Annotated in this window: 28 protein-coding genes; 8 read left to right on the top strand and 20 right to left on the bottom strand. The window is 64.6% G+C overall.

All coding sequences use genetic code 11. From position 1 onward, the window contains the following. Positions 1–16: 16 nt before the first annotated feature. Positions 17–589 (bottom strand): hypothetical protein, encoded by a 573-nt coding sequence (locus tag RAD10_RS39985; RefSeq protein WP_461621772.1) that lies wholly within the window; start codon positions 587–589, stop codon positions 17–19. Positions 590–769: 180 nt separating this feature from the next. Here RAD10_RS39985 and RAD10_RS39980 point away from each other — a divergent pair, with 180 nt between their 5' ends. Both RAD10_RS39980 and RAD10_RS39975 read left to right on the top strand, forming a co-directional pair. Continuing rightward, the gene (locus RAD10_RS39980) at positions 770–1,153 is read left to right on the top strand and encodes a VOC family protein (protein WP_028140965.1); all 384 of its coding nucleotides are present in this window, start codon (positions 770–772) and stop codon (positions 1,151–1,153) included. Between the two features lie 262 nt (positions 1,154–1,415). Then, positions 1,416–1,769, top strand: a complete 354-nt coding sequence (locus RAD10_RS39975; RefSeq protein ID WP_026202721.1) for a GrlR family regulatory protein — start codon at positions 1,416–1,418, stop codon at positions 1,767–1,769. Positions 1,770–1,829: 60 nt separating this feature from the next. Here the strand turns inward: RAD10_RS39975 and RAD10_RS39970 are convergent, their stop codons facing one another. From RAD10_RS39970 to RAD10_RS39920, 11 genes are all read right to left on the bottom strand, one after another. Further along, on the bottom strand, positions 1,830–4,517 hold the full coding sequence (locus RAD10_RS39970) for a PAS domain S-box protein (protein WP_461621771.1): 2,688 nt from the start codon (positions 4,515–4,517) through the stop codon (positions 1,830–1,832). 122 nt (positions 4,518–4,639) lie between these two features. After that, positions 4,640–5,554 carry a DMT family transporter gene (locus tag RAD10_RS39965; protein ID WP_461621770.1) on the bottom strand — a complete coding sequence of 305 codons (915 nt, stop codon included), beginning with the start codon at positions 5,552–5,554 and terminating at the stop codon, positions 4,640–4,642. An 81-nt stretch (positions 5,555–5,635) separates the two neighbouring features. Continuing rightward, positions 5,636–6,451 carry an NUDIX hydrolase gene (locus RAD10_RS39960; RefSeq protein ID WP_461621769.1) on the bottom strand — a complete coding sequence of 272 codons (816 nt, stop codon included), beginning with the start codon at positions 6,449–6,451 and terminating at the stop codon, positions 5,636–5,638. A gap of 4 nt (positions 6,452–6,455) precedes the next feature. Next, complete coding sequence (locus tag RAD10_RS39955) at positions 6,456–7,409, bottom strand: dihydrodipicolinate synthase family protein (protein WP_018322313.1); 954 nt, start codon at positions 7,407–7,409, stop codon at positions 6,456–6,458. A 142-nt stretch (positions 7,410–7,551) separates the two neighbouring features. Beyond that, on the bottom strand, positions 7,552–8,430 hold the full coding sequence (locus tag RAD10_RS39950) for an SDR family oxidoreductase (RefSeq protein ID WP_461621768.1): 879 nt from the start codon (positions 8,428–8,430) through the stop codon (positions 7,552–7,554). A gap of 161 nt (positions 8,431–8,591) precedes the next feature. Next, positions 8,592–9,452 carry a MaoC family dehydratase gene (locus RAD10_RS39945; RefSeq protein WP_461621767.1) on the bottom strand — a complete coding sequence of 287 codons (861 nt, stop codon included), beginning with the start codon at positions 9,450–9,452 and terminating at the stop codon, positions 8,592–8,594. Between the two features lie 143 nt (positions 9,453–9,595). Next, positions 9,596–9,985 carry a Zn-ribbon domain-containing OB-fold protein gene (locus tag RAD10_RS39940; protein ID WP_014494555.1) on the bottom strand — a complete coding sequence of 130 codons (390 nt, stop codon included), beginning with the start codon at positions 9,983–9,985 and terminating at the stop codon, positions 9,596–9,598. Next, positions 9,985–11,142 carry a thiolase domain-containing protein gene (locus tag RAD10_RS39935; RefSeq protein ID WP_039147548.1) on the bottom strand — a complete coding sequence of 386 codons (1,158 nt, stop codon included), beginning with the start codon at positions 11,140–11,142 and terminating at the stop codon, positions 9,985–9,987. Before RAD10_RS39935 ends, RAD10_RS39940 begins: the two co-directional genes overlap by 1 nt. A gap of 898 nt (positions 11,143–12,040) precedes the next feature. Then, positions 12,041–12,547: a DUF4262 domain-containing protein gene (locus RAD10_RS39930; protein WP_461621766.1), complete on the bottom strand. Its 507-nt coding sequence runs from the start codon at positions 12,545–12,547 to the stop codon at positions 12,041–12,043. Positions 12,548–12,585: 38 nt separating this feature from the next. After that, positions 12,586–13,587 (bottom strand): hypothetical protein, encoded by a 1,002-nt coding sequence (locus tag RAD10_RS39925; RefSeq protein ID WP_461621765.1) that lies wholly within the window; start codon positions 13,585–13,587, stop codon positions 12,586–12,588. Positions 13,588–13,813: 226 nt separating this feature from the next. Continuing rightward, on the bottom strand, positions 13,814–17,305 hold the full coding sequence (locus RAD10_RS39920) for an indolepyruvate ferredoxin oxidoreductase family protein (protein WP_461621764.1): 3,492 nt from the start codon (positions 17,303–17,305) through the stop codon (positions 13,814–13,816). 283 nt (positions 17,306–17,588) lie between these two features. On the opposite strand from RAD10_RS39920, the gene RAD10_RS39915 reads away from it, so the two are divergent. Continuing rightward, positions 17,589–18,803: a cytochrome c gene (locus tag RAD10_RS39915; protein WP_461621763.1), complete on the top strand. Its 1,215-nt coding sequence runs from the start codon at positions 17,589–17,591 to the stop codon at positions 18,801–18,803. 56 nt (positions 18,804–18,859) lie between these two features. On the opposite strand, the gene RAD10_RS39910 is transcribed toward RAD10_RS39915, so the two are convergent. Then, positions 18,860–19,504, bottom strand: a complete 645-nt coding sequence (locus RAD10_RS39910; RefSeq protein WP_461621762.1) for a trimeric intracellular cation channel family protein — start codon at positions 19,502–19,504, stop codon at positions 18,860–18,862. A gap of 165 nt (positions 19,505–19,669) precedes the next feature. On the opposite strand from RAD10_RS39910, the gene RAD10_RS39905 reads away from it, so the two are divergent. Then, complete coding sequence (locus RAD10_RS39905; RefSeq protein WP_461621761.1) at positions 19,670–20,062, top strand: hypothetical protein; 393 nt, start codon at positions 19,670–19,672, stop codon at positions 20,060–20,062. A 189-nt stretch (positions 20,063–20,251) separates the two neighbouring features. On the opposite strand, the gene RAD10_RS39900 is transcribed toward RAD10_RS39905, so the two are convergent. The 3 genes from RAD10_RS39900 to RAD10_RS39890 form a co-directional block, all read right to left on the bottom strand. After that, positions 20,252–21,061: an isocitrate lyase/PEP mutase family protein gene (locus tag RAD10_RS39900; RefSeq protein ID WP_461621760.1), complete on the bottom strand. Its 810-nt coding sequence runs from the start codon at positions 21,059–21,061 to the stop codon at positions 20,252–20,254. Positions 21,062–21,134: 73 nt separating this feature from the next. Beyond that, positions 21,135–21,485: an antibiotic biosynthesis monooxygenase family protein gene (locus tag RAD10_RS39895; RefSeq protein ID WP_461621759.1), complete on the bottom strand. Its 351-nt coding sequence runs from the start codon at positions 21,483–21,485 to the stop codon at positions 21,135–21,137. A gap of 24 nt (positions 21,486–21,509) precedes the next feature. Continuing rightward, entirely contained in the window at positions 21,510–21,818 is a 309-nt protein-coding gene (locus RAD10_RS39890; protein ID WP_461621758.1) for an NIPSNAP family protein, read from the bottom strand. 242 nt (positions 21,819–22,060) lie between these two features. Between RAD10_RS39890 and RAD10_RS39885 the strand changes: the two genes are divergently transcribed. The 3 genes from RAD10_RS39885 (at position 22,061) to RAD10_RS39875 (ending at position 24,481) form a co-directional block, all read left to right on the top strand. Continuing rightward, the gene (locus RAD10_RS39885) at positions 22,061–22,759 is read left to right on the top strand and encodes an ArsR/SmtB family transcription factor (RefSeq protein ID WP_461621757.1); all 699 of its coding nucleotides are present in this window, start codon (positions 22,061–22,063) and stop codon (positions 22,757–22,759) included. A gap of 121 nt (positions 22,760–22,880) precedes the next feature. After that, the gene (locus tag RAD10_RS39880) at positions 22,881–23,891 is read left to right on the top strand and encodes an alpha/beta fold hydrolase (RefSeq protein WP_461621756.1); all 1,011 of its coding nucleotides are present in this window, start codon (positions 22,881–22,883) and stop codon (positions 23,889–23,891) included. Between the two features lie 341 nt (positions 23,892–24,232). Continuing rightward, positions 24,233–24,481, top strand: coding sequence for a GCG_CRPN prefix-to-repeats domain-containing protein (locus RAD10_RS39875; RefSeq protein ID WP_026202719.1), 249 nt, complete (start codon positions 24,233–24,235; stop codon positions 24,479–24,481). 175 nt (positions 24,482–24,656) lie between these two features. Here RAD10_RS39875 and RAD10_RS39870 read toward each other — a convergent pair whose 3' ends face one another. Together RAD10_RS39870 and RAD10_RS39865 are read right to left on the bottom strand one after the other, a co-directional pair. After that, on the bottom strand, positions 24,657–24,932 hold the full coding sequence (locus tag RAD10_RS39870; protein ID WP_104461113.1) for a twin-arginine translocation signal domain-containing protein: 276 nt from the start codon (positions 24,930–24,932) through the stop codon (positions 24,657–24,659). A gap of 131 nt (positions 24,933–25,063) precedes the next feature. Then, positions 25,064–25,378, bottom strand: coding sequence for a hypothetical protein (locus RAD10_RS39865; RefSeq protein WP_461621755.1), 315 nt, complete (start codon positions 25,376–25,378; stop codon positions 25,064–25,066). Positions 25,379–25,508: 130 nt separating this feature from the next. On the opposite strand from RAD10_RS39865, the gene RAD10_RS39860 reads away from it, so the two are divergent. Continuing rightward, positions 25,509–26,159, top strand: a complete 651-nt coding sequence (locus RAD10_RS39860) for a glutathione S-transferase family protein (protein ID WP_461621754.1) — start codon at positions 25,509–25,511, stop codon at positions 26,157–26,159. 97 nt (positions 26,160–26,256) lie between these two features. Here the strand turns inward: RAD10_RS39860 and RAD10_RS39855 are convergent, their stop codons facing one another. Continuing rightward, complete coding sequence (locus tag RAD10_RS39855; RefSeq protein WP_461621753.1) at positions 26,257–26,604, bottom strand: hypothetical protein; 348 nt, start codon at positions 26,602–26,604, stop codon at positions 26,257–26,259. A 109-nt stretch (positions 26,605–26,713) separates the two neighbouring features. Continuing rightward, positions 26,714–27,000, bottom strand: a 287-nt coding sequence (locus RAD10_RS39850) for a carboxyl transferase domain-containing protein (RefSeq protein ID WP_461621752.1), incomplete at its 5' end; no start/stop codon positions are given.

Raw genomic sequence — 27,000 nt, 5'->3', positions numbered from 1 at the left:
CCGGAACATTCCGCCGTTAAGCACGGCGTGCTGCAACCAGCGAGCATTTCGCCTGATCGGCATTCACGTTGATGTAGCCGACGGGGATATGGGCAAAGGTCTTGCGGCTCTTCATGCTGACCGGATCTGCCAGCACGCGGCTGCGGTTGGTGAGATGACTGCCGTCGCGCCGCGTAAAGGCGCAGACGATCTCGACATCCTTTACGGCATAGTCATTGTCGTTTCGCAGCGTGAACGTCACCAGGGCTCTCGAGCCAAGGCCGCCGCGGCGCCAGGTCTGCGATGAAATCCTGAGACGACCGAGTTCTGCCATCGCCGGTGCCTGGGCTTCCGAGACCGGCGACACCGTTGCGGCCGCATCGCCCGAAGGAGCCGCCTCGGCGGCCGCGAGCTCCGCCTTCACCGGCTCAGCACTATTTCCCTGGGACAGAGGCAGCAGCATCCAGACGCCGCAGCCGACAACGATGGCCGCCAGCAGCCACAGAAGAGTGCGGCCAAATGAGACGCTCGCAATTGTCACGGCCCGCGCGACTCGTTCGCCGGTCCCGGCGAAGCGCCCCAATCCGATCCGGTCGAGTCTGGCGTTCATGGTTGCATCACCGATCGCGGCCAAAGCCCCATGCAACGACGGACCGGCCACTGCTTACCTTAATCCGGAAGAGGAACTAAGGTTCCCGCGCGCTTGCGAATCGGCAAGGACGGTGGCGATCACCGCCCGCCGCCGCTAACATGCGCTGCAACATCGCGAAGGCCCGTTGGGAGAATTGAAATGCCAGTCGTCACTTGGGATCACGTCCATCTGCGCAGCCCCGATCCGGAGGCCACGGCGGCCTGGCTGCGGGACATCCTCGGTGGCGAGATCGTGCACGCGCCGGGACGGATCGACGTGAATCTGGGCGGCGCCAGGATTTTCATCGCGCCGCTCGAGGGCGACAACGCCGTCAACCCGCCGCCTCCGCACCCGCATCAGGGTCTCGACCATTTTGGCCTGACGGTGAAGGACATCGATGCCGTTGCGGCCGAGATCAAGGCCAAGGGCGTCACCTTCACGCGCGAGCCGACCACGATCCGGCCGGGCGTGCGCATCTGCTTCATCCGCGGCCCCGAAGGCATCTCCATCGAGCTGCTCGAGCGCGACAAGAAATATACCTGACGCGGCGCAAGCTCCGGCACCCCTCGGCCAGTGCAACATTTTTATGCATTTCGCGGGCCAACCCTGATTCGCAGGCGGCCGGCCTCTCCCCGTCATCAGACCGTCATGACGGCGTCACGCACAAGCCGGGACAACTACGGCTCGCGGCGGCAACTTCCCGTGGCCGGCCGGCAAACTGCCGCGTTGCGCGAGAGAATGCGCTTTGGCATAAAAGCGGGACCGGTTACGCCATTGGGCGATGGCGGCCGGCCCGCGGGACGTTATGAAAAACGGTCTCTATTCGATTCACGTGACCCTGCTCGATGGTCGAGCCGGCAAGGGCAGCGGCGTGATCCTTTTTCGCGACGGCAAGATCCTTGGCGGCGATGCCTACCTCTATTACACCGGCAGCTACGTGGTGAAGGACGACACCACCTTCAAAGGCGAGGTGCTGGTGCAACGACACACCTCGCCGCGAGGCGACGACAATCCGCTGTTCGGCGGTCCTGCTCCCGTCGGTATCGGCGTCAGCGGGACCTACACGGACACGCGCGCGGAAATGACAGGCACGGCGCTGGTCGGCAAGGCCAGCCTGATTTTCGGCGCAACGCTGCACAAGCTCGCCGAGGCTGATTAGAGCATGATCCGGAAAAGTGTGCTGCGGTTTTCCGAAAAGATCATGCTCAAACAATAGAAGCTACTCGGCGGCCTGCTCCAGCGGCGCCGTGCGCGGCAGGATGATCTGGATGCGGGTGCCGCTGCCCGGTTCGGAATCGAGATCGAGCCGCCCGCCGAGCCGGTTGGTGACGATGCTGTAGACGATGTGCAATCCGAGACCCGTGCCGCCCTGGTCACGCCGCGTCGTGAAGAACGGATCGAAGGCACGGCGTCGGACGTCGAGCGACATGCCGCAGCCATTGTCCGAGAAGATGATCTCGACATTGTCCTTGCCGGACTCCCGCACCTGGATGTCGATGGTCCCCGGCCGGCCGTCCGGGAAGGCGTGCGCCACCGAATTGAGAAACAGATTGGTCAGCACCTGGCCGTACGGGCCCGGATAGCTGTTCATGGTCAGATCGGGCTGGCACTCGACATTGAGCGTCAGATTGTGCTTGCGCAGGCCCGGCCTCAGACTCATCACCACCTGCTCGGTGAGGTCGCCGAGATCGAAGCTGCGCTGGTCCGAATAGTTGCGGTCGGCGGCGACCTGCTTGAACGACTGGATCAGCTCGGCGGCGCGGTTGAGATTGGAGACGAGCTGCGAGGATGCGTCGCGGCTGGTGCTGAGGAAGTCGTTGAGCGTGGAGCGGCGCAGCTCGCCCCGCTCGACCTCGGCGGTGAACATCGCGGTCTTGCGCTCCAGCGCGGAGGCGACCGTGAGGCTGATGCCGACGGGATTGTTGACCTCGTGCGCGACGCCGGCGACGAGGCGCCCGAGCGCGGCGAGCTTCTCCGCCTCGATCAGCGAAGCCTGGGTCTCGCGCAGATTGCGCAGCGCGGTCTCGGCGGACTCCTTGGCCTTGCGCATCTCCTGCTCACCGCGCTTGCGCTCGCCGATGTCGAGCGCGACGGTGACGATCCGCTCGATCTCGCCCTCCGCATCGAGCAGCGGCAGCTTGTTGACCAACCATTGCCGCATGTTGCCGGAGGAGTCCTTGTACTCCTCCTCATAGAAGCCGAGCCCCTTGCGGATGCTGAGCACGCGCTTGTCGTTCTCGTCGGTCTTGGCCGCGCCGTAGCGCGACATCAGGTCCGCCGTGGTGCGGCCGAGCGCGTCGCCGGGTTCGATGCCGAAGATGCCGGCCATGTAGCGGTTCATCAGCACATAGCGCAGGTCGCGGTCCTTGACGTTGATCACCGCGGGCACGGTATCGATGACCTGCTGGAGCAGGCGCCGGCCTTCGGCGATGGCGTCTTCCGCCCGCTTCTGGTCGGTGATGTCGCGTAGCGTGCCCTCATAGCGGACGATGTTGCCCGCTTCGTCGCGCACGCCGGTGGCGCTGTCGGAGAGCCACAGGATGTTGCCGCTGCGCTGGCGCACCTGGTATTCGAACTCGCGCACCATGCCGTCGCGCGCCATCAGCCGCTGGTATTCGACGCGCGCCTCGGGATGGACGTAGATGGTGTGGGCGATGTCGTTGATGCTGGCGATGAGGTGCTGCGGGCTGTCATAGCCCATCATCCGCGCCAGCGCCGGATTGGCGTTGAGCAGATCGCCGGCCGGCGTCGTGACGTAGATGCCGTCGACCGAGCCCTCGAACAGCTTTCGGTAGCTCTCTTCGGCGAGGCGCTGCTCGGTGAGCGCGCGCACCGCGGCCTCGCGCGCCGTATCAGCTTCCTCCAGCGCGCGGCGGAACACTTCGGCTGCGCGGGCGATGTCGCCGATCTCGTTGTCGAGGTCGGCCGAGGGGATCGAGGTATCTTTCCGGCCCGCCGCAAGCGCGCGGATAGAGCGGGCGATCTGGGCGAGCGGGCGCACCGTCCTGCGCACCACGAACAACGCCGCGGCGATACCGATCAGCACGCCGATGGTGCCGAGCACGATGCTCTGCCATCGCGCTTCCGTCAGCGTCCGGGCAAAATCACGCGACAGCACGTGGCCGCGCCGGTCGCTGACTTCGCGCAGCAATTCGGTGACGCGACCGATCAGCCGCCCCTCGGTTCCCAGCACCTCGCGGTCGATGTCGGCGATCTGCCGCTCACGGACCGCCACCGCCATGATGGCCTCGGCATAATCGTTCACCGCCGTCTTCAGCCTGGCATCGCCAATGTTCAGGGCCCGCATGTTCTGCGCGGCCTGCTCTGCCGCGGACGGGTTGCGCGCGAGCAGCCCGAGCGCGATCCGGCTCTGCGCCTCCGACAGGCGCGAGGCCAGCTCACGGTCGGCGGTACCGGAGACAGCCACATCGAACTGTTCGCGCAGCGGCGGCAGGCCGGCGAGCAGCTGGGCGCGGCGATCGATCAGGGTCGATATCCGCTCGAGGCCGTTGCGATAAGTCGCAAGCCGCTCGGTCACCCCGTCGATCATGTCCTGCTGCTCGGGCGCGAGCTCGATGCGGGTCTTCTTCAGGATGTCGCTGAGCGTCGAGGCCGCCTCGCCGACCTGCTTGAACTGGATGCCGGCGCCGGGATCGGTGACGAAGTCGCGCGCGGCAAGCCGCAACTCGTTCATGCGGCGATCGATGTCCTCGGCGAGGTCGCCGACGCTCTGGAGCCGCTGCAGCTCGGCGAAGGTGGTGTCGATGTGCCGGATCGCGATCACGCTCGCGGTCGACGTGACGATGATCACCGCCAGCACCAACAGGAAGCTGCCGAAAGTGAGCTGGCCGATGGAGAGCGAGAATGTTCGCTTTTTCTCAGGGGTCGGCGTCAATTCGGCGGACATTGGGCTTTGAGGGACCGGGATATTGGAGGCCCAATATACGACGTATTGCGGCCCCGGGGAAACATGCCTCGGGCCGCCGATTATCCTTAATATTTGTGGGCCTCGGAGCCCCCTTCCCCGATCTATGACGGTTTGACGCTTGCCTGCCGCCGGGCCGGGATCGTCATGGCGGCCACACCGAGGACCACGCAGGCAAGCCCGATCCAGGCGGTCTGGCTCGGGCTCTCGCCGAGGAAGGCGACGCTGATGGCAACGCCAATGGGCACCCGCAGATAGGCCTGCGCGGTGGTGCCGACCGAGCCCAGGGTCTGGATCAGGCGGAAATAGATCGCAAACGCCGCGGCCGTCGAGAACACGGCGAGCGCGAGCAGCGCCAGCAGCGAACTCGGCGACGGTGACAGCGTCCAGGGCTGCTCGACCACGAGCGAGGCCGGGATCAGGACCGCCGCCCCCGCCAGCAGCGAGCCGGCTGCGGGCGCCATCGGATCGAGGCCTTTGAAGCTGCGGCCGAAGATCGCGGCGCAGGCGTAGCAGATGGTGGCGGCGACGATGGCCGCCTCCGCGAGGAGACCGCTGCCCATGTCTTGGAAGGCATCGACGCCGACAATCAGCAGGATGCCGGCCATGCCGGCGACCACGCCGAACAGCTTTCGCGGTGTCGTCGCCTCGTGGTGGGTGACGACCGCCGTGAGCAAAAAGGTGAAGATCGGGCCCGCCGAGTTGAGGATGGTGGCGAGCGCGGCATCGACATGGCGCTCGCCCCAGGCGATCAGCGTCCAGGGGATGACGCTGTTGAGCACGGCCTGGAAGGCGAAGCGCTGCCAGGTCGCGGCGTCCGTGGGCATCCTGATGCCGCGCGCCCACATCACGACGAGCAGCAGGAGGCCCGCGATCGTGGTCCGCGCCGCGATCAAGGTAATCGGGGGGATCGTGGCGACGCCGAGCTTGATGAAGGTGTAGGAGCCGCCCCAGAGCGTTGCGAGCGCGACCAGGAGCGCCAGCTCGACGGCAATATTGGTGTCCTGCCGGCTGTCCATTTCGCGCGCTCCGTCCCGTTGTCAGAGACGGAAACCTAGCGCGTCTGCAGTCGCAGATAGTTCGTTACGTGTCGAAGTGTATCAGCCCACCGCCCCGACCTCGAACACCTCGCCGTCATAGCCGGCTTCGCGGGGGATGCGCAGCTGGCGGCCGGTTTCGGTCTTGGTCATGACGGGCATCACCGTGACGATCGACATGCCCTTGGCATGGTCGAGCGCGTCTTTCACGCTGCCCTGCTTCGCCAGCCGGATCAGATTGCGCGTGGTCGGAAACGGCAGCTTGAAGCGGCCACTCTCGCCGCCCTCCACCGCCTCGCGCGGCGAGACCCAGATCGAATCGGTCGACTCCCTTCCGTCATGGGCGCCGAGCTGGTCGGGCGGTGCGGCGGCGAGGAAAAACCAGGTATCGAAGCGCTTGGGCATGCCCTCCGGCGTGATCCAGTGCGCGTAAGGCACCAGCGTCTCGAGCGCGAGCTGAAGGTTGTTGTCGACCAGGATGCTCAGGAAGCTGACCTTATGCTCGTTGAGCGCGACGCGGTGCTTGTCGGCGATCTCGCCGGCACGCCTGGCATCGACAGGCGCGCCCGTCCCCTTCGACCGCGCCAGCAGGATGCCGCTCTCCTCAAAGGTCTCGCGGATCGCAGCGATGCGAAAACCGCGATCCGCCTCGCTGAGGCCTTCACCGCCCGAATACAGGTCGGCGCGCGCAACGATCTCGTTGTCGCCGGCATCGACGCTGCCGCCGGGAAACACCAGCGCGCCCGAGTTGAACTCGATCTGATGATGGCGGACCATCATGAAGACTTCGATCTCGCCGCGGCTCTTGCCGTCGGCCTTGGCGCCATCACGGAGCAGAAGGATCGTCGACGCCGGGCGTGATGCTGATGTCTCGGCCATCCAACTAACCTGCGGCGCTGGATTGCGGGCCGAGATTGGCGCGCTTATCGACACGGGCAACGCGCGACAGCAGGTACTCGACCTCCGCCTTCGCCGTCGCCGTGATGGTCGCGCCGGGCTTGCGCTGGGCGCTGGAGGCGATGATGCCGCGCTTCTGCAGCACGTATTTGCGGATCGTCAGGCCGACGCCGGGCTGCTGCTCGTAGCGGATCAGCGGCAGATGCGCGTCGAACAGGTCATGCGCGGCATCGCGCTTGCCGGCCTTGGAGAGGTTGACGACGTCGATCAGGAGCTCCGGGAAGGCGTAGCCGGTCATGGCGCCGTCGGCGCCGCGCTCCATCTCGAAGTCCAGGAACGTGCCGCCATTGCCGCACAGAATCGAGAGCGGACGGAGCGAGCCGTCCTTCTGGAAGCCGCGAAGCGTCGTGATCTTCTCCAGGCCCGGCCAATCCTCGTGCTTGAGCATCACGCAGTTCGGATTGTCCATGACGATCTTGCGGATCACGGCGGGGGTGAACACCACCGACAGAGTCAGCGGATAGTCCTGCAGCACCCAGGGCACATCCGGCCCGATCGCCTCGGCCGCCTGCTTGAAATAGCCGACGATCTGGTCGTCGGTGCGCAGCGACGGCGGCGGCGCGATCATCACGCCGGCCGCGCCGGCATCCATCGAAGCCTTGGCCAGCGAGCGCATGGTGGCAAAGCCCGGCGCGGAGACGCCGACGATCACCTGCATCTTCTTGGCGCGCTTGACGAAGCGCACCGCCACCTGCTCGGCCTCGGCGGCGTCGAGCTTGGGGGCCTCACCGAGGATGCCCAGCACCGTGACGCCGTCGCAGCCGACCTCCTCGTAGAAATCGGTCAGGCGGTCGATCGAGCGCTCGTCGATCCGGCCGTCGTCGTGGAACGGCGTCGGCGCGATTGCGAAAGTGCCCTTGGCGTCGGCGGTGAGTTTCATTTAGTTCCTCGTCTCTCTCTCTCTCTCTCTCTGTTCGTCATTCCGGGATGGCCGGAAGGGACAGGCCCGGAATCCATAACCACTGCTGGTGGTTATGGATTCCGGGCTCGCGACTTCGTCGCGCCCCGGAATGACAGTGTGGCTAAAACCGCCGCGCCCCCATCTTGATCTGCTCCTCGGAGAAGAAGATCTCCTTGGCATGATCGGCGATGTCCTGGGCCTTCCAGCCCGTGTGCGGCGGTTTCCAGCCTTCCATCTCCATCATCCGCATCTCGCGAACGCCGCGGGGCCCGGACACGCCCAGCACCTTGCCGGTCTGGTCGCCCGACAAATCGCTGACCATGTATAGCACGGCCGGCGCGATGCCGTCCGGCCCCAGCGCCGCCCCCGGGTTCTCCTTATAGCGGGGCAGGTCTGCGGTCATGCGGGTCAGGGCGCCCGGGGCGAGCGTCCAGATCCGGATGTTGTACTTGCGGCCCTCGATCGCCAGCACGTTGGACAGGCCCCAGATGCCGCCCTTGGCCGCACCGTAATTGGTCTGGCCGAAATTGCCGATCAGACCTGAGGTCGAGGCGGTGTTGACGATGACGCCGCCGCCGTTTTCCCGCATCCAGCGAAACACCGGCATGGTGCAACAAAAGGTGCCCTTCAGATGCACCTTGATGACCTTGTCCCAGTCGGACTCGGAAGCCTTGTGAAAGGTCTGGTCGCGCAAGATGCCGGCATTGTTGACCAGGATATCGGCGCGGCCAAAGTGCTTGATGGCGTCGTCGAACACCGACTGGCCGCCCTCCATGGTGGAGATGTCGGCGCCGTTGGCGATCGCCTTGCCTCCCTCGGCCTTGATCGCGTCCACCACGAGCTGCGCCATCGACTTGTCGGCACCGGAGCCGTCACGGGGACCGCCGAGGTCGTTGACGACCACCGAGGCCCCTTCCCGCGCAAACAGTCTTGCGTAGGCCTCACCGAGCCCCCCGCCCGCACCGGTGATCAGCGCGACCTTGCCGTCGAGTAGTCCCATGGTGGCTTCTCCCTGTTTTGTTTTTATCGTGTCCCGGACGCGATGCAGCGTGAAACGCTGCGTCGCAGAGCCGGGACCCAGTTCTTTGCTACGGCTCTGGGCCCCGGCTTTGCAGCGCACCGCAAAGGCGCGCTGCGCAGCGTCCGGGGCACGAGACCGGCCTAACCCAGCACCGTCTTGCCGTTCTTGATCACCGTAACCCCGCGCGACTTCACCTTGGCTTCGAACGAGATCGTGTTGCCGTCCTTCCAGAGGTCCATCGTCACGGTCTCGCCGGGATAGACCGGCGAGGAGAACCGCGCGACGTGCTGGCGGAACGCGCTCGCGTCGTAATCGGCGTAGGTCTGAAGCACGCCGCGGCAGGTGATGCCGTAGGTGCACATGCCGTGCAGGATCGGACGCGGGAAGCCGGCCTTCTTGGCGAACTCGGGATCAGAGTGCAGCGGATTGCGGTCGCCGCAGAGTCGATAAACCAGCGCCTGGTCGGGACGCGTGACGATGTCGATGGTCTTGTCGGGCGCGCGCGAAGGAATCTTGTGCGGATCGGGCTGGGTCAGGCTCGGCCCGCCGAAACCGCCATCGCCGCGAGCGAAGCGCGAGGCGACGAGGGTCGCAAGCTTCTCGCCCTTCTCGTTCTTCAGCACGGTCTGGTGAGCGATGACGACGCCCTTATCCTTGCCCTTGTCGTAGACCTCGACGACGGAAGAGTCGGCCGTGATGTGCGCGGCGACCGGCAGCGGCTGGTGGAAGGTGATGTCGCGCTCGCCGTCGACCACCATCACGCGGTTGAGGTTCATCTCGCCGGGACCCGCGCCCCACGCGGCGACGGACGCAAACGTCGGCACCACCTTGAGCGGCCGCGGCGTCAGCGTACCCTCGTTGACGAAAGCGAGCTCCTGCTCGTCCATCGGATCGGCGCCGAGCCCGATGCCATAGGCGTAGAGCATCACCTCGCGATCGGTGTAGGCGTATTTCTGGCCGAGGTTTTTGAGGCCTTTGAGTTCGTCGTATCTGGCGGACATTTTTATGGTTTCCTCTGGTTCTCATCCTCATGGTGAGGAGGCGCTCTTGCGCCGTCTCGAACCATGAGGATGCCCGAAACGCTTTTTGTTGTAGCCATCCTTCGAGACGCTTGCTTCGCAAGCTCCTCAGGATGAGGACCGCCCTAGGCCGGTGTGAAAAACGGCAGCGGTGCGCCGTCGGTCGGCTTGAACACCACTTTCACCTTCTGGCCGATCTTCAGCTTCTCGAGATCGCAGTCGACGAAGTTGGTCTGCACCGACGGCCCCTCCTTCAGCGTGACGTAGCCGATCGCGTAAGGACCGGTCGGCGACTTTCGCATCAGGCTCCAGGTGTAGATCGTTCCCTCGCCCGAGGCTTCCTCCCACACCGTCTTGTCCGAATAGCAGAACGGGCAGATCGAGCGCGGGAAGTAATGCGCTTCGCCGCAGGCGGTGCAGCGCTTGATCATGAACTTGCCCTGCTTGGCCGCATCCCAGAACGCCGCGGTCTCGGGGTTCGTCACCGGAGCCGGATATTTCTTTGCATCTACCATCACACGCGCTCCAGAATGGCCGTCGAGGCGGCGTGGCGAACACCCAAGAGGCCGCCGGTGCCGTGGGCAATGGCGAGATCGCAGTTCTTGACCTGAACCTTCGGATGCGCCTCGCCGCGCAGCTGCCTGACGGCCTCGATGATCTTGGTCATGCCGCCGCGGTTGACGGGATGGTTGCTGCAGAGGCCGCCGCCGTCGGTGTTGAACGGCAGCTTGCCGACGCCCGAGATCAGATTGCCGTCGGCGACGAACTTGCCGCCCTCGCCTTTCTTGCAGAAGCCGAGGTCCTCGAGCTGCATCAGCACCGTGATGGTGAAGCTGTCGTAGATCGAAGCATACTTGATGTCCTTCGGCGTGATGCCGGCTTCCTCGAACGCACGCGGGCCGGACCAGATGCCGGCGGAGTACGTGAGATCGAGATCCTTGCCGCCGCGCGGGCCCTTCATCGCCTCGCCATGCCCGATCAGCTTGACCAGCGGCTTCTTCAGGCTCTTGGCGATCTCGGGCGTCGTCACGATCAGCGCGCCGCCGCCGTCGGAGACGACGCAGCAATCCATGCGGTGCAAAGGATCGGAGATCATCGGCGAGTTCAGGACGTCCTCGACGGTGACGACGTCCTTGAGCATCGCATGCGGATTGTATTGCGCGTGATGCGAGGCTGCGACCTTGATCCAGGCGAGCTGTTCGCTGGTGGTGCCATAGTCGTGCATGTGGCGCATGGCACACATGCCATAGGCATTGTGCGTGGTCGCGCCATAAGCGGACTCGAAATCGGCCTCGGCGCCGGCCGCCCTCGGCGGCATCACACCGGTGCGCGGCTTACCGGCGAGCGTGATCAGCGCGATCGAGCACTTGCCCGCCGCGATCGCTTCAGCCGCGTGGCCGAGATGGATGATGTAGGAACAGCCGCCGGTCTCGGTGGAGTCGACGTGGCGGAGCTTCTTGGTGTTCAGGCCGAGATAGTCGACCATCGGCCAAGCGCCGCCGGGCGCATCGCCCGCGCAGAAATAGCCGTCGACGTCGTCCTTGCTGATCCCGGCATCCTCGATCGCGCCCTTGGCGACCTCGGCATGGAGCTGGGCGGTGGATTTGTCCGGCGCATGCCGGGTCGGGTGTTCGTAGATCCCGGCAATGTAGGCCTTGCCCTTGATGGTCAAACTTCAGGTCTCCGCTGGCGTTTCTTCTTGGCTCTTTTTTCTGAACCGCGGTGGCCCTGTTGGCAAGCGCGGAAATATTCCGCCCCGCGAGAGGGCGGCGGGTCGGCGCAAGTGGGGCATATTCTGGTGTCCCGGACGCGCTGCAACGCCTCAGCGTTGCTGCGCAGAGCCGGGACCCATGCGGCCGCGTTTTCGTTGCGAGATGGGCCCCGGCTCAGCAGCGCATCACTTCGTGCTGCGCAGCGTCCGGGGCACGAGACCTTGTCCTGCAGACACACCCCCGCATCCTCGCGGCCCATCTCGCCCGAGCTTTGCTTCCGTCTCGCCCCCTCCTTGAACAGAGGGCGCAGGGAAGACCGGGTGCCGGCTGGACACCCACGGTCCGCTGTGCGCGAATTGCGCGAAGAACAGATGCACAGCGGCATACAGGTGAAGCCAAACATCCGGCCTTCCCTGCGCAGTGGCTTTACGGCTTATGTCGCGCTCTCCCCGGGGAGCGATGCACTATTGCCCCCGTCGCCTTGCGAGCGAAGCGCAAGACTTGACGCACAGACCCCGGGCGTCAGGACCACACGATTTTGCCGTACGCGAGACCGCGCCCGTCGTGCACGAGACAATCGCCCGCGCGACGCAGCCCGCGTCCACCGCCACTCACCCCGCGTTTCGTGACGATCGCGATACGCCCCTCTGACTGGGATGAGGTGGTCGACCGATACGACAATTCCGAATTTCGGTAAAGTGGAATGTTTTTCCGCGGGGGATTGACTCGTCTCTTGGATGTTTCGCCCGGCGGTAACACAAGGGGTGGTATCGTAGGGTGGGCAAAGCGAAGCGTGCCCACGTCTTTTGCGCAATCATGGCGAGGCCGTGGGCACGGCGCTTCGCGCCTTTGCCCACCCTACGGGACCTCGCGTAATCCTGACCAATTGCCTTCCGTCAGGTCGGGCTGTGCGGCACGGGCTTCAGCGGATGCCTCCGCAGCCCAGGGAAAATGCCCGTCGCGATCGGGGTACGCGACTTGCAGGCATTCGAACTCATCATTGCCGTAGAACCATCTGCTCCATCCGAGATACGAGCGGTAGTGCTGCAACGACACCGGAAGGAGCACGGCGGCGACATTCTCAAACAGCGCATCCGTGGGCTCCCCGACCAGCGGTCGCCGTCCTGCGTCGAGCTCGTGGTAGATCGTCCAGAACGTGTCCTGGGCGGTCTGTTGCCGCATTGAAAACACGATCATCTCTGGAAACCTGAACTTCAGCCAGAAGCCGGTCGTATAGGCGAAGCCCGGTCCTTCGCCATCGGACATCACATGCGTGCCGAACCAGCCGTGATTGCGGACTTTCTCCACGAAATTCTGCTCGTGCTTATCGAGCCGATCGGGAGGCGCATCAAGGGCTGTGAACATTGCTCGCTCGTCCGATACGAGGGGTGACAGACTCTTCGCTACGAGACGGTGCTCGGGCGCGCGCGATAGCGGAACGCGGTCAGCCCGGCCATTATCAGGCCGAGGACAAGAAAAACAGCGCCTCCCTTCACGCCAAAACTGTCCTGGTATTGGCGCTCGGCCGCGTCGTCGACGATCAGAGGCCGCGCATCGGGTCTGCCCGTGAGATAGCGGATCCTGGTCTGCCTGACGGTCTGGACGCCGTTGCGCGTGATCTGCCGCCAGAAGGCGGGGCTGATATGGGTCGGCCCGTAGGTCTGCTGTCGTCCGCTCTTGTCGGTCCACGCCAGCGTCACGAGATAGCTCGGAGCGTCACCGGCCTTGTTCACCTCACCGTAGGCGCGGGTCACATCGCCGTTGGCTTCATCGCCATGGGCGAGGATCTCATTCAACGTGCTTTGCTCAATGTAGGAGTTCACCAGCATATAGCCGCCGAAGGGAAGCATCACAGCAGTCAGGGTCCCGAGGATGTAGGGAAAGGGACGCCTTGCTCCGGCGGCGATCGTCGCGCTCCCCGGCCCGCCTCGACGCGCCGACCATGTCTGCCATCCGACCACGAGCATCAGGAGCACGGCGCAAACGCCCGCTCCCGCCGCCATGAACCTGGACGTGGACCGGATATGGCTCAGATGGTCGTCGAGATCTTCGACAATGACCGGAAGCGATGAATCGTCGTCAACAGCCTGAATGGGAATCGTCAGGAGCTTGAGCTGATTGCCAACCATGATCCGCGCCGCATAGGCAGCACTGACCGCAATGCCCGTGCGCTCGCGCTGGACGCCATCCCTGCCGGTCCACTGCAATCCGATCGACAGATTTTCGTCGATATAGCGCGGCCAGCCGCCGTCAAACACGAACGGAAACCGCGGCGAGACGGCTTTGGCCGAAATGATCTTTCCGGTGGTGCCATAGCCATCGCGCATCACGCGTTCGATGGCATGCTGATTCCAGAACATCCCCAACGCCGCCAACACACCGACGGCCAAAAACAGAATCAACACTCTGCGCAATGACATCGATCATCGCCCCGCATAGCGCACGGCCGCATCGCCCGGCGCGCCTCACTATCGCAAGTTGCTGATATCGCGACGCCACAACTCTTGTCAAACGGATGAATTTAGTCCGTTGCCGTAGGGCGGATTAGCCGAAGGCGTAATCCGCCGTATTGATCCCCACGGCCACGGATGTGGCGGATTACGCTTCGCTAATCCGCCCTACGAGATCGCCCTACTCCGCCGCGATCTGCCGCGGCGCCGGCGGCGGATTTGCCAAGTCCGCAGCGAGTTGGGCGTAGCGGGCCTTGGCGTCCGCGACCGCCTTCTCCTTCACCGGACCGTAGCCGCGGATGCGGTCGGGCAGCGACAGCAGTTCCACCGCGGTGTCGATCGTCACCGGCGACAACAGGCCGAGCACGGTGGCGACATCCTTCTCGTAGCCGGCGATCAAATCACGCTCGAGCTTGCGATCGGCGCTGCGGCCGAAGATGTCGAGCGGCGTTCCACGCAGGAATTTGAGTTTCGCCAGCACGCCGAATACGTTCAGCATCCAGGGGCCGAAGGCGCGCTTCTTCGGGCGTCCCAGCGCGTCGAGGCCGCCGCCGAGGATCGGCGGCGCAAGGTTGAAGTTGAACTTGAAGTCGCCCTCGAACTGGTCGCGGAGCTGCTGGGCGAAGGCGCCGTCGCTGTAGAGGCGCGCGACTTCGTATTCGTCCTTGTAGGCCAAGAGCTTGGCGTAGTTCACCGCGACCGCGCGCGGCAGCGCATCGCCATAACCGCCCTTCACCGCGGCGTCGCGCACCTGGTCGATCAGCTTGCGATAACGCTTGGCGAGACGGTTGTTCTGATAGGCCGTGAGGTGCTTGGCGCGGTGCTCGATGACTTCATCGAGCGTCATGGCCTCCAGCGTCTTGGGCGCTGCGACCTGGTCCGTGCCCTTCAGCATGTCGGCAAGACGTGCGGGATCGGCGACCGCGAGGCGGCCGAGGCGGAAGGCTTCCTTGTTCATCTTGATCGAGACGCCGTTGACTTCGATCGCCTGCTCGATCGATTCCGCGGACAGCGGGAACAGACCCTTCTGATAGGCGTAGCCCATCATCATCATATTGGTGGCGATGCTGTCGCCGAGCAGTTGCTCAGCCGGCTTGGTGAAATCGAAGAAGACCGAGTCCTTGTGCAGCGCGGTTTCCAGGAGCCCATTCAGCTTGCGGGTCTGGAAGTTGAAGTCGCGGTTGAGGACGAAATCGGCGGTGGGAATGACGTGGCTGTTGATGATGCCGCGGGTCCGGGTGGAATCGCAGAGCGAGATCGTGTCCTTGGCGACCGCGACCACCTCGTCGGCGGCGAGCACGAGATCGGCCGTGCCGGTGACGATGCGCGAGCAGGTCACTTCCGCGGGGTGATCCGACAGGCGGACATGGCTGAGCACCGCCCCGCCCTTCTGTGCAAGGCCCGACATGTCGAGGATCATCGAGGCCTTGCCCTCGATATGGGCGGCCATGCCGAGCAGCGCGCCGATGGTGAGAACGCCGGTGCCGCCGACGCCGCCGACCGCGATGTTATAGGGCTTGTCGAGCGTCGGGCGCGAGGCCGGCTCGGGCAGCGCGCCGATATCGGCAAGCTCAGCCGGCGCACGGTGGCGCGGCTTGCCGCCGTCCACGGTGACGAAGGATGGGCAAAAGCCCTTCAGGCACGAATAGTCCTTGTTGCAGGAGGACTGGTTGATGGCGCGCTTGCGGCCGAACTCCGTCTCCAGCGGCTCGACCGAGATGCAGTTCGACTGCACCGAGCAATCGCCGCAGCCTTCGCAGACGGCCGGATTGATCATGACGCGGCGCGCCGGATCTTCCATCAGGCCGCGCTTGCGGCGGCGGCGCTTTTCGGCGGCGCAGGTTTGAACGAACACGATCGCCGATGTGCCCTTGTGTTCCCGGCACATCTTCATGACGTTTTGCAGCTCGTCGCGATGATAGAGCTTTACGCCCGGCGCGATGGTGCTGGCCGGATAGGCATCGGGCGCCTCCGAGACAAGATAGATCTCGCGGATGCCTTCGGCGTGGAGCTGATGGGTGATCTGCTGCGGCGAGAGATCGCCGTCATGGCGCTGGCCGCCGGTCATGGCCACCGCGTCGTTGTAGAGGATCTTGTAGGTGATGTTGGTCTTGGACGCCACCGCCTGGCGAATGGCGAGAAGGCCCGAGTGGAAATAGGTGCCGTCGCCGAGATTGGCGAAGATGTGGTTCTCGTTGGTGAAGGGTGCGATGCCGACCCACGGCACGCCCTCGCCGCCCATATGCGTAAAGGTCTCGGTCGAGCGGTCCATCCACAGCGCCATGAAGTGGCAGCCGATGCCGGCGAGCGCGCGGCTGCCTTCGGGGACTTTGGTCGAGGTGTTGTGGGGACAGCCGGAGCAGAAATACGGGGTGCGGGAGACAGGTGCGACCGCCTGCATCTGGCTCGCCTGACGGCCGTTGAACCAGTCGGCCTTGGCGCGGAGCATCGAAGCAATCTCAGGGTTGAGATCGAGCTTGAGAAGTCGCTCGGTAAGCGAGGTCGCAAGCGAGGCGACGCTGAGCTCGGCGGCGAAGGTCAGGAAGCGCTTGTCGTGCTCGTCCATCTTGCCGACGATGCGCGGGCGCACGTCGTCGCGCCAGTTGAACAACACCTGCTTGACCTGATTCTCGACGATCTCGCGGCGCTCCTCGACGATGAAAATCTCCTCCAGGCCGATGGCGAATTGATGCACGCCTTCCGGCTCCAGCGGCCAGGGCATGCCGATCTTGTAGAGGCGAAGGCCGATCTTGGCAGCGACCTCTTCGGTGACGCCGAGCTCGCGCAGCGCCTGACGGACGTCCTCATAGCTTTTGCCTGACGCCATAATGCCGAAACGGGCGTTCGGCGAATCCATGGTGATGCGGTTGACCTTGTTGGCGCGCGCAAAGGCGATGGCGGCAAAGCCCTTGTAGTCCTGCAGGCGCCGGTCCTGCTCGAAGCGGTCGTCGGGCCAGCGCAGATTGAGTCCGCCTTGCGGCATCTCGAAATCGGTCGGGATGATGAACGGCTTCATCTCGTCGGTGAGATCGATCTCGGCGGTGGTCTCCACCGTCTCCGTGATCACCTTCATGCCGACCCAGCAACCGGAATAGCGTGACATCGCGATGCCGAGCAGGCCCATCTCGATCATCTCGTGGATGCTCGAGGGATAGAGATACGGCATCAGCGCCGACATGAAGGCGTGGTCGGATTGATGCGGGACGGTCGAGGATTTTGCGCCATGGTCGTCGCCGGCAAGGCACAGCACGCCGCCGTTCTTGGCGGAGCCCGCGGCATTGCCATGGCGGAACACGTCGCCGCAGCGATCGACGCCGGGGCCCTTGCCGTACCAGATGCCGACCACCCCGTCATATTTCGCGCCGGGCGAGAGGTTAAGCTGCTGCGAGCCCCAAACGGCGGTGGCCGCCAGATCCTCATTCACGCCGGGCTGGAACTTGATGTTGTACTGTTCGAGATGCTTGCGGGCGGCAAAGAGCTGCTGGTCGTAGCCGCCGAGCGGCGAGCCGCGATAACCGGAGATGAAGCCGGCGGTATTGAGCCCCGCCGCCCGGTCGCGCCGGATCTGGGCCATGGGCAGGCGGACCAGGGCCTGGATGCCCGTGGTGAAGACGTGTCCGGTTTCCTGGGTGTATTTTTGATCGAGACTGATCGGACCCTGGTTGATTCCCATGCTGTCCTCTTTATCGCCCTGTTCAGGTCTTGCTGACGTAAGCCGTTGCCTTCCCGTTGTTTTTAGCTAGGGCGCGCCGACCAATTTCGCCACTCTATGTCGGATATTTCAGGATCCGCATCACAAATCTGGACCAAAGGGAGGCCTGGGTAAAAATCGCAATTTCGTGGCCTGAAACACGCTGGGCATTTTCAATTTGTGTCACCATACCCCCACTGTGGCGAAATGAACTGATGCCCCTGTCGTGCCGGATGCGGGCGATTGGTCGCAGGAGAGACTTTCGATGCGGACGATTCTGGCTGGCTCGGCTCTTGTCGGCTTGGCGTTGTGCAGTGCGGTTGCAAGCGCAGCCCGCGCCGCCGAGCCGTCGCCGGAGCTGATCGCCTACGGCAAGACGCTGGTCGAGGCCGGCGACTGCGCGGGCTGCCACACCGCCGATCCGGCAAAACCGTTCGCGGGCGGCAAGCGCATCGACACGCCATTCGGCGCGGTCTATGCGCCGAACCTGACCCCGGACCGCGACACCGGGATCGGCGCCTGGCTGGATGCCGATTTCACCCGCGCATTGCGCACCGGCGTCGCGCCCGACGGCTCGAACTACTATCCGGCGTTCCCCTATCCCTACTTCACGAAGATGACGAAGGACGACACGCTGGCGATCCGCGCCTATCTCGGAACGCTTGCGCCCGTCGTCAGCCGCAACAAGCCGCCGGAGCTGCGCTGGCCGTTCGGCTATCGCGGCCTGATGCGGGTCTGGAACGCGATGTATTTCAAGCCCGGCCTGTACGAGCCGGACCAGAGCCAGAGCGCGGCCTGGAACAGAGGCGGCTATCTCGTCACCGGGCTCGGTCATTGCGGCGCCTGCCACACACCGAAGAACTATTTTGGCGCGGACAAGCAGGCGCAGGCGCTCTCGGGCAACGAGGTCGGGGGCTGGTACGCGCCAAGGCTCGACGGCGCCTCCCGCACGGGCCTGAAGTCGTGGAGTGAGGCGGACATCGCCGAATATCTGCAGAGTGCACGCAACGCCAGGAGCCATGCCGGCGGGCCGATGGCGGAAGTGGTCGTCAACTCGACCTCGAAGATGAGCGATGCCGATGTGCGTGCGATCGCGGTGTACCTGAAAGGCCTGCCGCCGGCGCGGCGTGAGGCGATCGTGACGCCGCCTGATGATGCCGAGATGAAGGCGGGCCAGGCGGTCTACGCAAAGCTCTGCATCGCCTGCCATGAAGCCGACGGCTCGGGTGCGCCGCGCATCTATCCACCCCTGCCGGGCAATGCGCTGCTGCAATCGATCAATCCGTCCTCGACCTTGCGCATCATTCTCGACGGCGCCCACACCGCGACTACCCCGCGCGCGCCCAACACCGGCGAGATGCCGCCCTATGACAGGCTGTCCAATGAGGAGATCGCTGCGGTGACGAACTACATCCGCAACTCCTGGGGCAATGCGGCCCCGCTGGTGACGCCGGCGCAGGTCGCGAAGGCCAGGAAGTAGGGGCGAATGGGGAGTAGCGAATAGCCAGATCTATTCGCCATTCACGCGCGCAGCGCTCACCTCTCCTCATCCCCTGTAAACACGAATTTCGGCATCTCCCATTTGTAGCGCACCGCGAGCAGGCGGAAGCTGAGGCCGAGCACGAAGGTCAGGATGGTCCAGAGCTCGGCATTGAGATTGAGGCCGAAGGCGGTGGCGTAGAACAGTCCCGTCACGACCGAGACGCTGGCGTAGAGTTCGGATCGGAACAGCAGCGGCACGTCGTTGCAGAGCACGTCGCGCAACACGCCGCCGGCGCAGCCCGTCACCATGCCCGACACGATCACGATCGGCAGCGAGGCATCCATCTGCCAGCCGACGTTGCAGCCGATCATGGTGAAGACCACGAGGCCGATGGCATCGAGCACGATGAACGCGAGGTGCAGCCGATGCACCAGCCGCGCGATCAGGATCGTGAGCAGCGCCGCGCCACCCGGCAGCGCGAGGTAGATTGGGCTCGCCACCCACACCAGCGGATAGTGACCGAGAAACAGGTCGCGCAGCGTGCCGCCGCCGAGCGCGGTCACGCAGGCGAGAAGACAAACGCCGACATAGTCCATGCTGCGCCGGCCGGCAGCCAGTGCCGCCGTCATGCCCTCTGCCGTGATTGCGATGAGTCCAAGCAGGTGCAGCACGCTATCCGTCGGCGGCAGGCTCCACATCAGCTTGTTCCCTTCGTCGCGGCCATGGAACCCGCGTCCAGTTCCCTATCAGACAGGTTCCCGATTCCCGCCGGGAGGGCAACATCCGACGAAAGCATAAAACGGGCGGAACAGAATCTCGCATCCCCGGGTTGTCACGGCGCAATCAACGAGGAGATTGAATCGATGGCTGACGACCGTTTTCCCAACGATCCGTACCGCCCGAACCTCGCCGACGATGAGTATCTTCGCGCGGCGCGCCGGGATGCCGACCTTCAGGCCGATCCCGAGCTTGGCGAAGGCCCCGCTTCCAGCGGCAAGGTTGCGTTGTTCGCCGTTGCGATTGCACTGGTGCTCGGTGCCGTGTTCTACGGCCTGAACAATACGACCACTGGCAACCAGGCCAGCAACACGCCGGCCTCGCAGACGGCACAGACGCAGCCCACCAATCCGGCCGCGCCTCCCGGCATGCGCGACGTGACACCACCGCGCAACAACACCGAGCCGGGCGTGACCACGGGTGCTGCGCCGACCAAGCCGGCCCCGGACACGCAGAAGCCGTCTGACGGCGCGAAGTAAGAGTAACACGATAGCTGTCGTCGCCCGGCTTGACCGGGCGACCCAGTATTCCAGAGGCGGCGCGGATTGAACCGATCAGCCGCGGCGTCCTGGATGCCCCGGTCAAGCCGGGGCATGACACCGAAAGGATGAGAGAGCGGCGGGACGCATGTCTCGCCGCTCTTCGTTTTCCTGGATTGTCGTTTGGTCTTAGCCGAACATCTTGTTGAGTTCGCCGCCGGGATAACCGGTGCCGAGCTCGGTGAATGTCCCCTTCTCCGCCATCTCCTTTGCCGCACGCATGAAGCCGCCCCAGGCGGCGCGGGCGAGCGAGCCGCCGACGCTGATCCGGCGCACGCCGAGATCTTCGGCCTGCTGCAACGACAGGCCGGATGCGCCGATCAAGAGGTTGAACGGCCTTGGTGCGACAGCCTTCACCACAGCAGAGATGTCCTCGCGGGTCTTCAGGCCCGGCGCATAGAGGCAGTCGGCGCCGGCATCGGCGTAAGCGGTGAGCCGGTCGATGACGAGCTTCAAGTCGGTGACGCCCCACAGATAGGCTTCGCAGCGGCCGACCAGCAGCGTGCCGCTGTCGCCGATCGCCTTGCGCGAGGCCTTGATGCGCTCGACCGCGAGTGCGCGATCGTAGAGCGGCCTGTCCTTGTCGCCGGTGGAATCCTCGATCGACAGGCCGGCAACGCCGGTGCGCACACAGCGCTCGACATTGTCCGCGACCCTCTCAGGCTCGACCGCAAAGCCGCCCTCGAAATCGGCGTTGACGGGGATGTCGACGGCCGAGCTCAATGCTGCCAGATGCTGACAGACGTCCTCGACGCTGACGTAGTTATCGGCCTTGCCGATGGTCCAGGCAAAGCCCGCGCTTGATGACGCAATCGCCTTGAAACCGAGATGCTGCAACGCCTTGGCACTGCCGATATCGACCGGATTGGGCAGGATGAAGCAGCCGCTTTCGTGCATCTTCTTGAAGGTCGCGCGCTTGTCCGCGGTCGTGACGTGCATGTTTCTTCTCCCTTGTTGGCCGCGCCAGACATAGGCGCGCTAACCTGGCAGCGCCAGTGCGCGCCTGGCAGCGCTAGTGCGCGTCGTGCAGGGCGCGGCTGTCCTTCGGCGCTTGCTCGCGATCATTCATGCTGTAGTCTCTGACCACGCTGGCGATGCGCAGATGATAATCGGCAAAAATCTGCGCCCGGCCCTTGGCCTGGGTGCGGCGGTGCTCCATCGTGTTGCGCCAGGCCTGCACCGCCGCCTCGTCGCGCCAGAACGACACCGACAGGATCTTGCCCTTCTCGGTCAGGCTCTCGAAGCGCTCGACCGAGATGAAGCCGTCGATGGTTTGCAGGATCGGCTTCAGATCGGCTGCGAGGTCGAAATAGTCCTGGCGGTGTTCCGGCTTCGGCCAGACCTCGAAGATCACGGCGATCATGGGCATCTCCTGCTGCTATCGGACCTACAATACCACCTTGCGCAGGAAGGTGCGCTCTTCCGCGAGGATGAATTTGTGTTCCTCGGCGAAATGGAAATTCGCCATTCCCTCCGCGTCCTGCCGCAGCCGCGCGCGATAGGCCTCGTACGCGGCCAGACTCTCGAAGCTGATCAGCCCAAAGGCGATGTTGTTGGTGCCCTCATGCGGCATGAAATAACCGATCAGGTCGCCGCCGCATTCCGGGATGATGGTGAGCCAGCGCTTCGAATATTCCTCGAACTGCGCGCGCTTGAACGGGTCGATCTGGTAGCGGATGAAGACGGTGACGGACATGATGGGCTCCTGTGTTTCCGTCGTCATTGCGAGCGCAGGTCTCGTAGGGTGGGCAAAGCGACTTGTCCGCCGTAGCTCGCAGAGCGAAGGCGGAAGCGTGCCCACGTCCTTCGTCCGCGACGACGACTGGTGGGCACGTCGCTACGCCCCTTTGCCTACCGGCTTCGGCTCCTCGCAACGACGTGTTTGCAGCAACACGCTACGCCCTTGCCCGACCACAATGCTTCGGCTACCATCGAAGCATGAAATCTGGACCCGACATCGCCCTGGTCGCTTCGCTGGTCGGCGATCCCGCGCGCGCCAACATGCTCACCGCGCTGATGAACGGCCGCGCGCTCACGGCGAGCGAGCTGGCGCAGGAGGCCGGCATCACGCCGCAGACTGCGAGCTCGCATCTGGCCAAGCTCGAGGCCGGCGGGCTGGTCGAGCCGGAGAAGCAGGGCCGCCACCGCTACTATCGCCTTACCGACGACGACGTCGCCAGCGTGCTCGAGGGCCTCGCAGGCCTTGCCGCGCGCACCGGCCACATGCGGGTGCGCACCGGGCCGAAGGATCCGGCCTTGCGGCGCGCGCGGATCTGCTACGACCACCTCGCCGGCGATCTCGGCGTGCAGATGCTCGATTCCCTGCGCGAGCGGCATCTGGTCAGGCAGAAGAAGCAGGACATCGAGCTGACGGCCGAGGGCGAACGCTTTCTCGCCAAGCATCTGCAGATCTCGCCCGGCATGCTCACCCATCCGCGACGGCCGGTGTGCAAGGCCTGCCTCGACTGGAGCGAACGGCGCCATCATCTCGCCGGTACGCTGGGGGCCGCCATGATGCAACGCTTCGCCGAACTGAAATGGGCGGCGCGCGATGCCACGCCCGGCAGCCGCGTCGTCAACTTCACCCGCACCGGCGAGAAGCAGTTTGCTGCGCTGTTCGGCGACGGGAAGGACTGATCACGCTATTCGCGTGACGTCGCACATTTGCGTGTGAACTCCCACTCTCGTCGTGGCCGGGCTTGACCCGGCCATCCACGCGCTTATGCGAACGGTCATTCAGTGACCGTTAGAGACCCCCATGTTCCGCATCCTCCCGGCCGCCCTCGCCGCCGCTCTCCTTGCTTCCCTGCTCACCACCGCCCACGCTGCAGACACGCCCCCACGAGAGCCCTACGGCATCGCGCTCGAGGGTTTTGCCTATCCCTACCCCGTGCACCAGTTGCCGCTCGTCAACGACGGCGAGCAGCTCAGCATGGCCTATATGGACGTCGCGCCTGCACAGCCGAACGGCCGCACCGTGGTGCTGCTGCATGGGCGCAATTTTCCGTCGAGCTATTGGGCCCCTGTTATCAAGATGCTCAACGAGGCCGGCTACCGCGTCGTGGTGCCGGACCAGATCGGCTTCGGCAAATCCTCCAAGCCTGCGGGCGAACTGCATTTCGACACGCTGGCGCGCAACACCATCGCGCTGCTCGATCACTTAGAGATCAACAAGGCCGACATCGTCGCCCATTCACTTGGCGGAATGCTGGGCGTGCGCATCGCCCGCGCCTACCCTGACCGCGTCGCCCACCTCGTGCTGACCGCGCCGATCGGGCTGGAGGACTACCGCCTCTACGTGCCGCCGACGCCGACCGAGGCAATCATTGAGACCGAGGACAAGCTCACCGCCGACGGCTATCGCAAGCAGCTGCAAACCAACTACGCAATCAAGCTGCCCCCTGATGCGATCACGCCGTATATCGACGCCCGCTTCAACATCAAGGGCAGCCCCGACTACCCGCGCTGGCTGCGCGCCTATGTCAGCTCCGGGCAGATGATCTATCGCGAGCCGGTCGCGCATGAGATTCCTCTCATCACCGAACCTACGCTGTTCATCATGGGCGCCAACGACCATAACGCGCCGGGCCGGCCAAACGCGCCGGAAGCACTACGTCCCAAGATGGGTCAGAACGCCGAGCTGGCGAAGGCATTTGCGGCGAAGATGCCAAATGCGCGAGCTGAAGTCATTCCGGACACCGGCCACCTCGTCTTCCTGGAGGCTCCGGACAAGTACAAGGAGTTGGTGCTGGGCTTTCTCGGCCGCTAGAGCGTCGTCGAGCGAAGTGGATACCCGGTTCGCGTCAAGAAAACGCGTCAAACCAGAACCTGGAGCCCGTTCCGATTCATCGGACGGGCTCCAGCGCCATCCGCGTCGCATGAAGCCGCACGCTGAGCGAACGTTCATGCCGCATTCAGGTCATGATTGGCAGGTTTGGATCGCGCCGTGTCGGCATGTTGCAAAATTAACATGTCGAATCGTGTCTTTTGATTCATTGTGCGCCGCAAGCGCCAAGCTCCTAAAGACTTGCTCCAAAGACCTGCCTCCAAAGACTTGCCCCCGAAGACTTTCCCCCAAAGACTTGCCCCAAGGACGAGAAGGAAGATCACATGAAATACCTGTTCGCCGCCGCCATGCTCGCCAGCGCGGTTGTCGGTTTCAGCGAGGCCGCCAGCGCCGCGCAGGGTTGCGGCCCGGGTTGGTATCGTGGCGCCTACGGTGGCTGCCGCCCGATGCGCGGCGCGGTCGTCGTGCGCCCCGCCCCTGTGGTGGTCGCTCCGCCCGTCGTCGTCGTGCCGCGCGCGCGCGTGTGCCCCTATGGCTTCCGCTGGTACGCCGGCCGCTGCCGCCCGTTCTGATCTCTTTGCATCGCAAGATGGCCGCGCAGGATCAGCCTGCGCGGCCATTTTCGTTTTCAGACTTGTTCGTTTTCAGGCTTGCGGCCGACGATTCGTCCGCCGTGGGTTGAGCGGCCTGGAATCGAAACGGGGACCGCGGCTGCGATCCCCGTCCAAATTCGCGGCTCGCAGCGGCTTACCAGTGGCGGCGGTGCCAGCGCCGGCGACGCCAGCCCCAATGACGGTGACCCCAGCCTCGGTGGCGGCCATGCCAGTGAACCTGTTCCGGCGTCAGCTTGGCGGCTTCCTCGCTGGTGGTGACGGCAGGATGAGCGTCGGGGTTGCCTTGCGGCATGCGCGCGGGATCGCCGACCGGCTGCGGCGACAACGGCGCGGCCTGTGCGGTCGCGGCGAAGGCGGCGGCGCCCGCCGTCACTCCCAATGCAAGTTTCAAAAAGTTCCGGCGCTCCATGACATGTCCTCTAGGCTATCGAGCAAGTGATGCAGAGGGAGTGTCGCGGTCACGACATGAACCAAGGCTGAATCCTGTGTTCAGATTCAGAAATGAAGTGAGTGGAGAGTTCGTAGCCTGGATGGACCTCGCTACTTCGCAAACTCCTGCGCCAGCACCAGCGTCTCACGCGAACGCTTGACGTCGGGCCAGTCGCGGTTGAAATCGGCGACGAGCTGCTTGAGCGCATCGCCCTTCAGCATCGCCGCAAGCTTGGCCTCGTCATCAAACTGATACATCGCCTGATGCAGCGAGGGATCGTCCAGGCTCCAGAACCGCCAGGCTTTGCTCACGCCGAATGCCTTCACCGCGTCGGGCACATGTTCCCTCTCGTACCATGTGTCGAAAACGGCGCGCTGGGCGGGATCGGAGACGGTGGCGCGGACGACGAAGAAAGCTGATGGCATCGGGTTTCCTCCGGTTGTTTGGCGCGAGCCTAGCCGGATACGCCGCCGCCGACAAAAAGAGTTGGCGCGGGTGTCGGAACGGGCGCCCTTCGCTCGTCCTTTGTTTCGAATCAGGACACGGAGACAGCAAATGGCCGACCTCACCCTGACCACCTTCAATTGGGTTCCCGAACCGCCGCGAGGATTCGTGCGCGACCTTCGCGTGCGCTGGGCGCTCGAAGAGGCCGCGCTGCCCTATCGCGTCGCAAGCGCCCCGTTCGACGACCGCGGCGCCGCACATTTCGCGCACCAGCCCTTCGGCCAGGTGCCGTGGCTGACCGACGGCGACCTCTCGATCTTCGAGACCGGCGCGATCCTGCTCCATCTCGGCGGGCTCAGCGAGAAGCTGATGCCGACCGATCCGCGCGGCCGCACTGAGGCGACGGAATGGGTGTTCGCGGCGCTCAATTCGGTGGAGATGGCGAGCCTGCCCTGGGGAATGTCGAAGTTCATGGGACATCCGATCGACACGGCGGCGTGGAAATTCGTCGACGACTTCCTCAAGCTGCGCCTGAAGCATCTCGAGCCGGTGCTGGCCGGCCGCGAATGGCTGGCGGGCTCCTTCTCCGTCGCCGACATCCTGATGTCGGACGTGCTGCGCGTCGTCGATGGTTTCGACGGGCTGGCGGACAGTCCTGCCTGCCGCACCTACGTCGCGCGTGCGACGGCCCGCCCGGCGTTCGCCAAGGCCCACGCCGACCAGATGGCGCATTTCGCTGCGGCGGATAAAGCGCGCTCGTAATTCGTAGGGCGGATTAGGCGAAGCCGTAATCCGCCAACACATGCATCCGGCGATACGGACGTTGGCGGATTACGCTGTCGCTAATCCGCCCTACACCTCACACCAGCTTCAGCGGCGCGTCGGCGACGAGGCGCAAGTCGATGCTGCCAATCAACGCCGCACGGCGCGCCTCCGCTGCGCTAATGGCATCGTCCGTCTGCCGCAACGTGGAGACGTTCGAGCCGAGCGACACGATCCCGCCCAGCACCAGCGCAATCGATCCGAGCGCTGCGGTCTGACCGAAGCCGAACACGCCGAGGATTGTCACCAACAGCAGCGCCGCCCCGCCCCCGATCGCGATCTTGGAGGCCAGGATGTACTTCCGGCACCGCTCCGCGATCTCGGCGAGCCGCTCGATGCGATCTTCAATATCGGAGATTTCGTCGGTCGGATCGTCTTCAGTCATTGGATCGAGGATGCCAAATCAGCAGGACGCGGTATCCCGCATGCGCAAAGCGACATGCGGGACCTCTGCAAAAACCCGGATGTCGCTGCGCTCATCCGGGCTACGTTCCCTACAACGGCAAATTGTCGTGCTTCTTCGCCGGCGCTTCCACCTTCTTGTCCTTCAGCATCGCCAGCGCCCGGGCGATCCGCTTTCGCGTCGAGTGGGGCATGATGACGTCGTCGATGTAGCCGCGCTCGGCGGCGATGAACGGCGACAGGAAGCGGTCTTCGTATTCCTTGGTGCGCGCGGCGATCTTGTCGGGGTCGCCGATGTCGGAGCGGAAGATGATCTCGACCGCGCCCTTGGCGCCCATCACCGCGATCTGGGCGGTCGGCCAGGCGTAGTTCATGTCGG

Source organism: Bradyrhizobium sp. 23AC (genome assembly GCF_054863025.1).
This window is presented reverse-complemented; position numbering and strand designations above follow the sequence as displayed.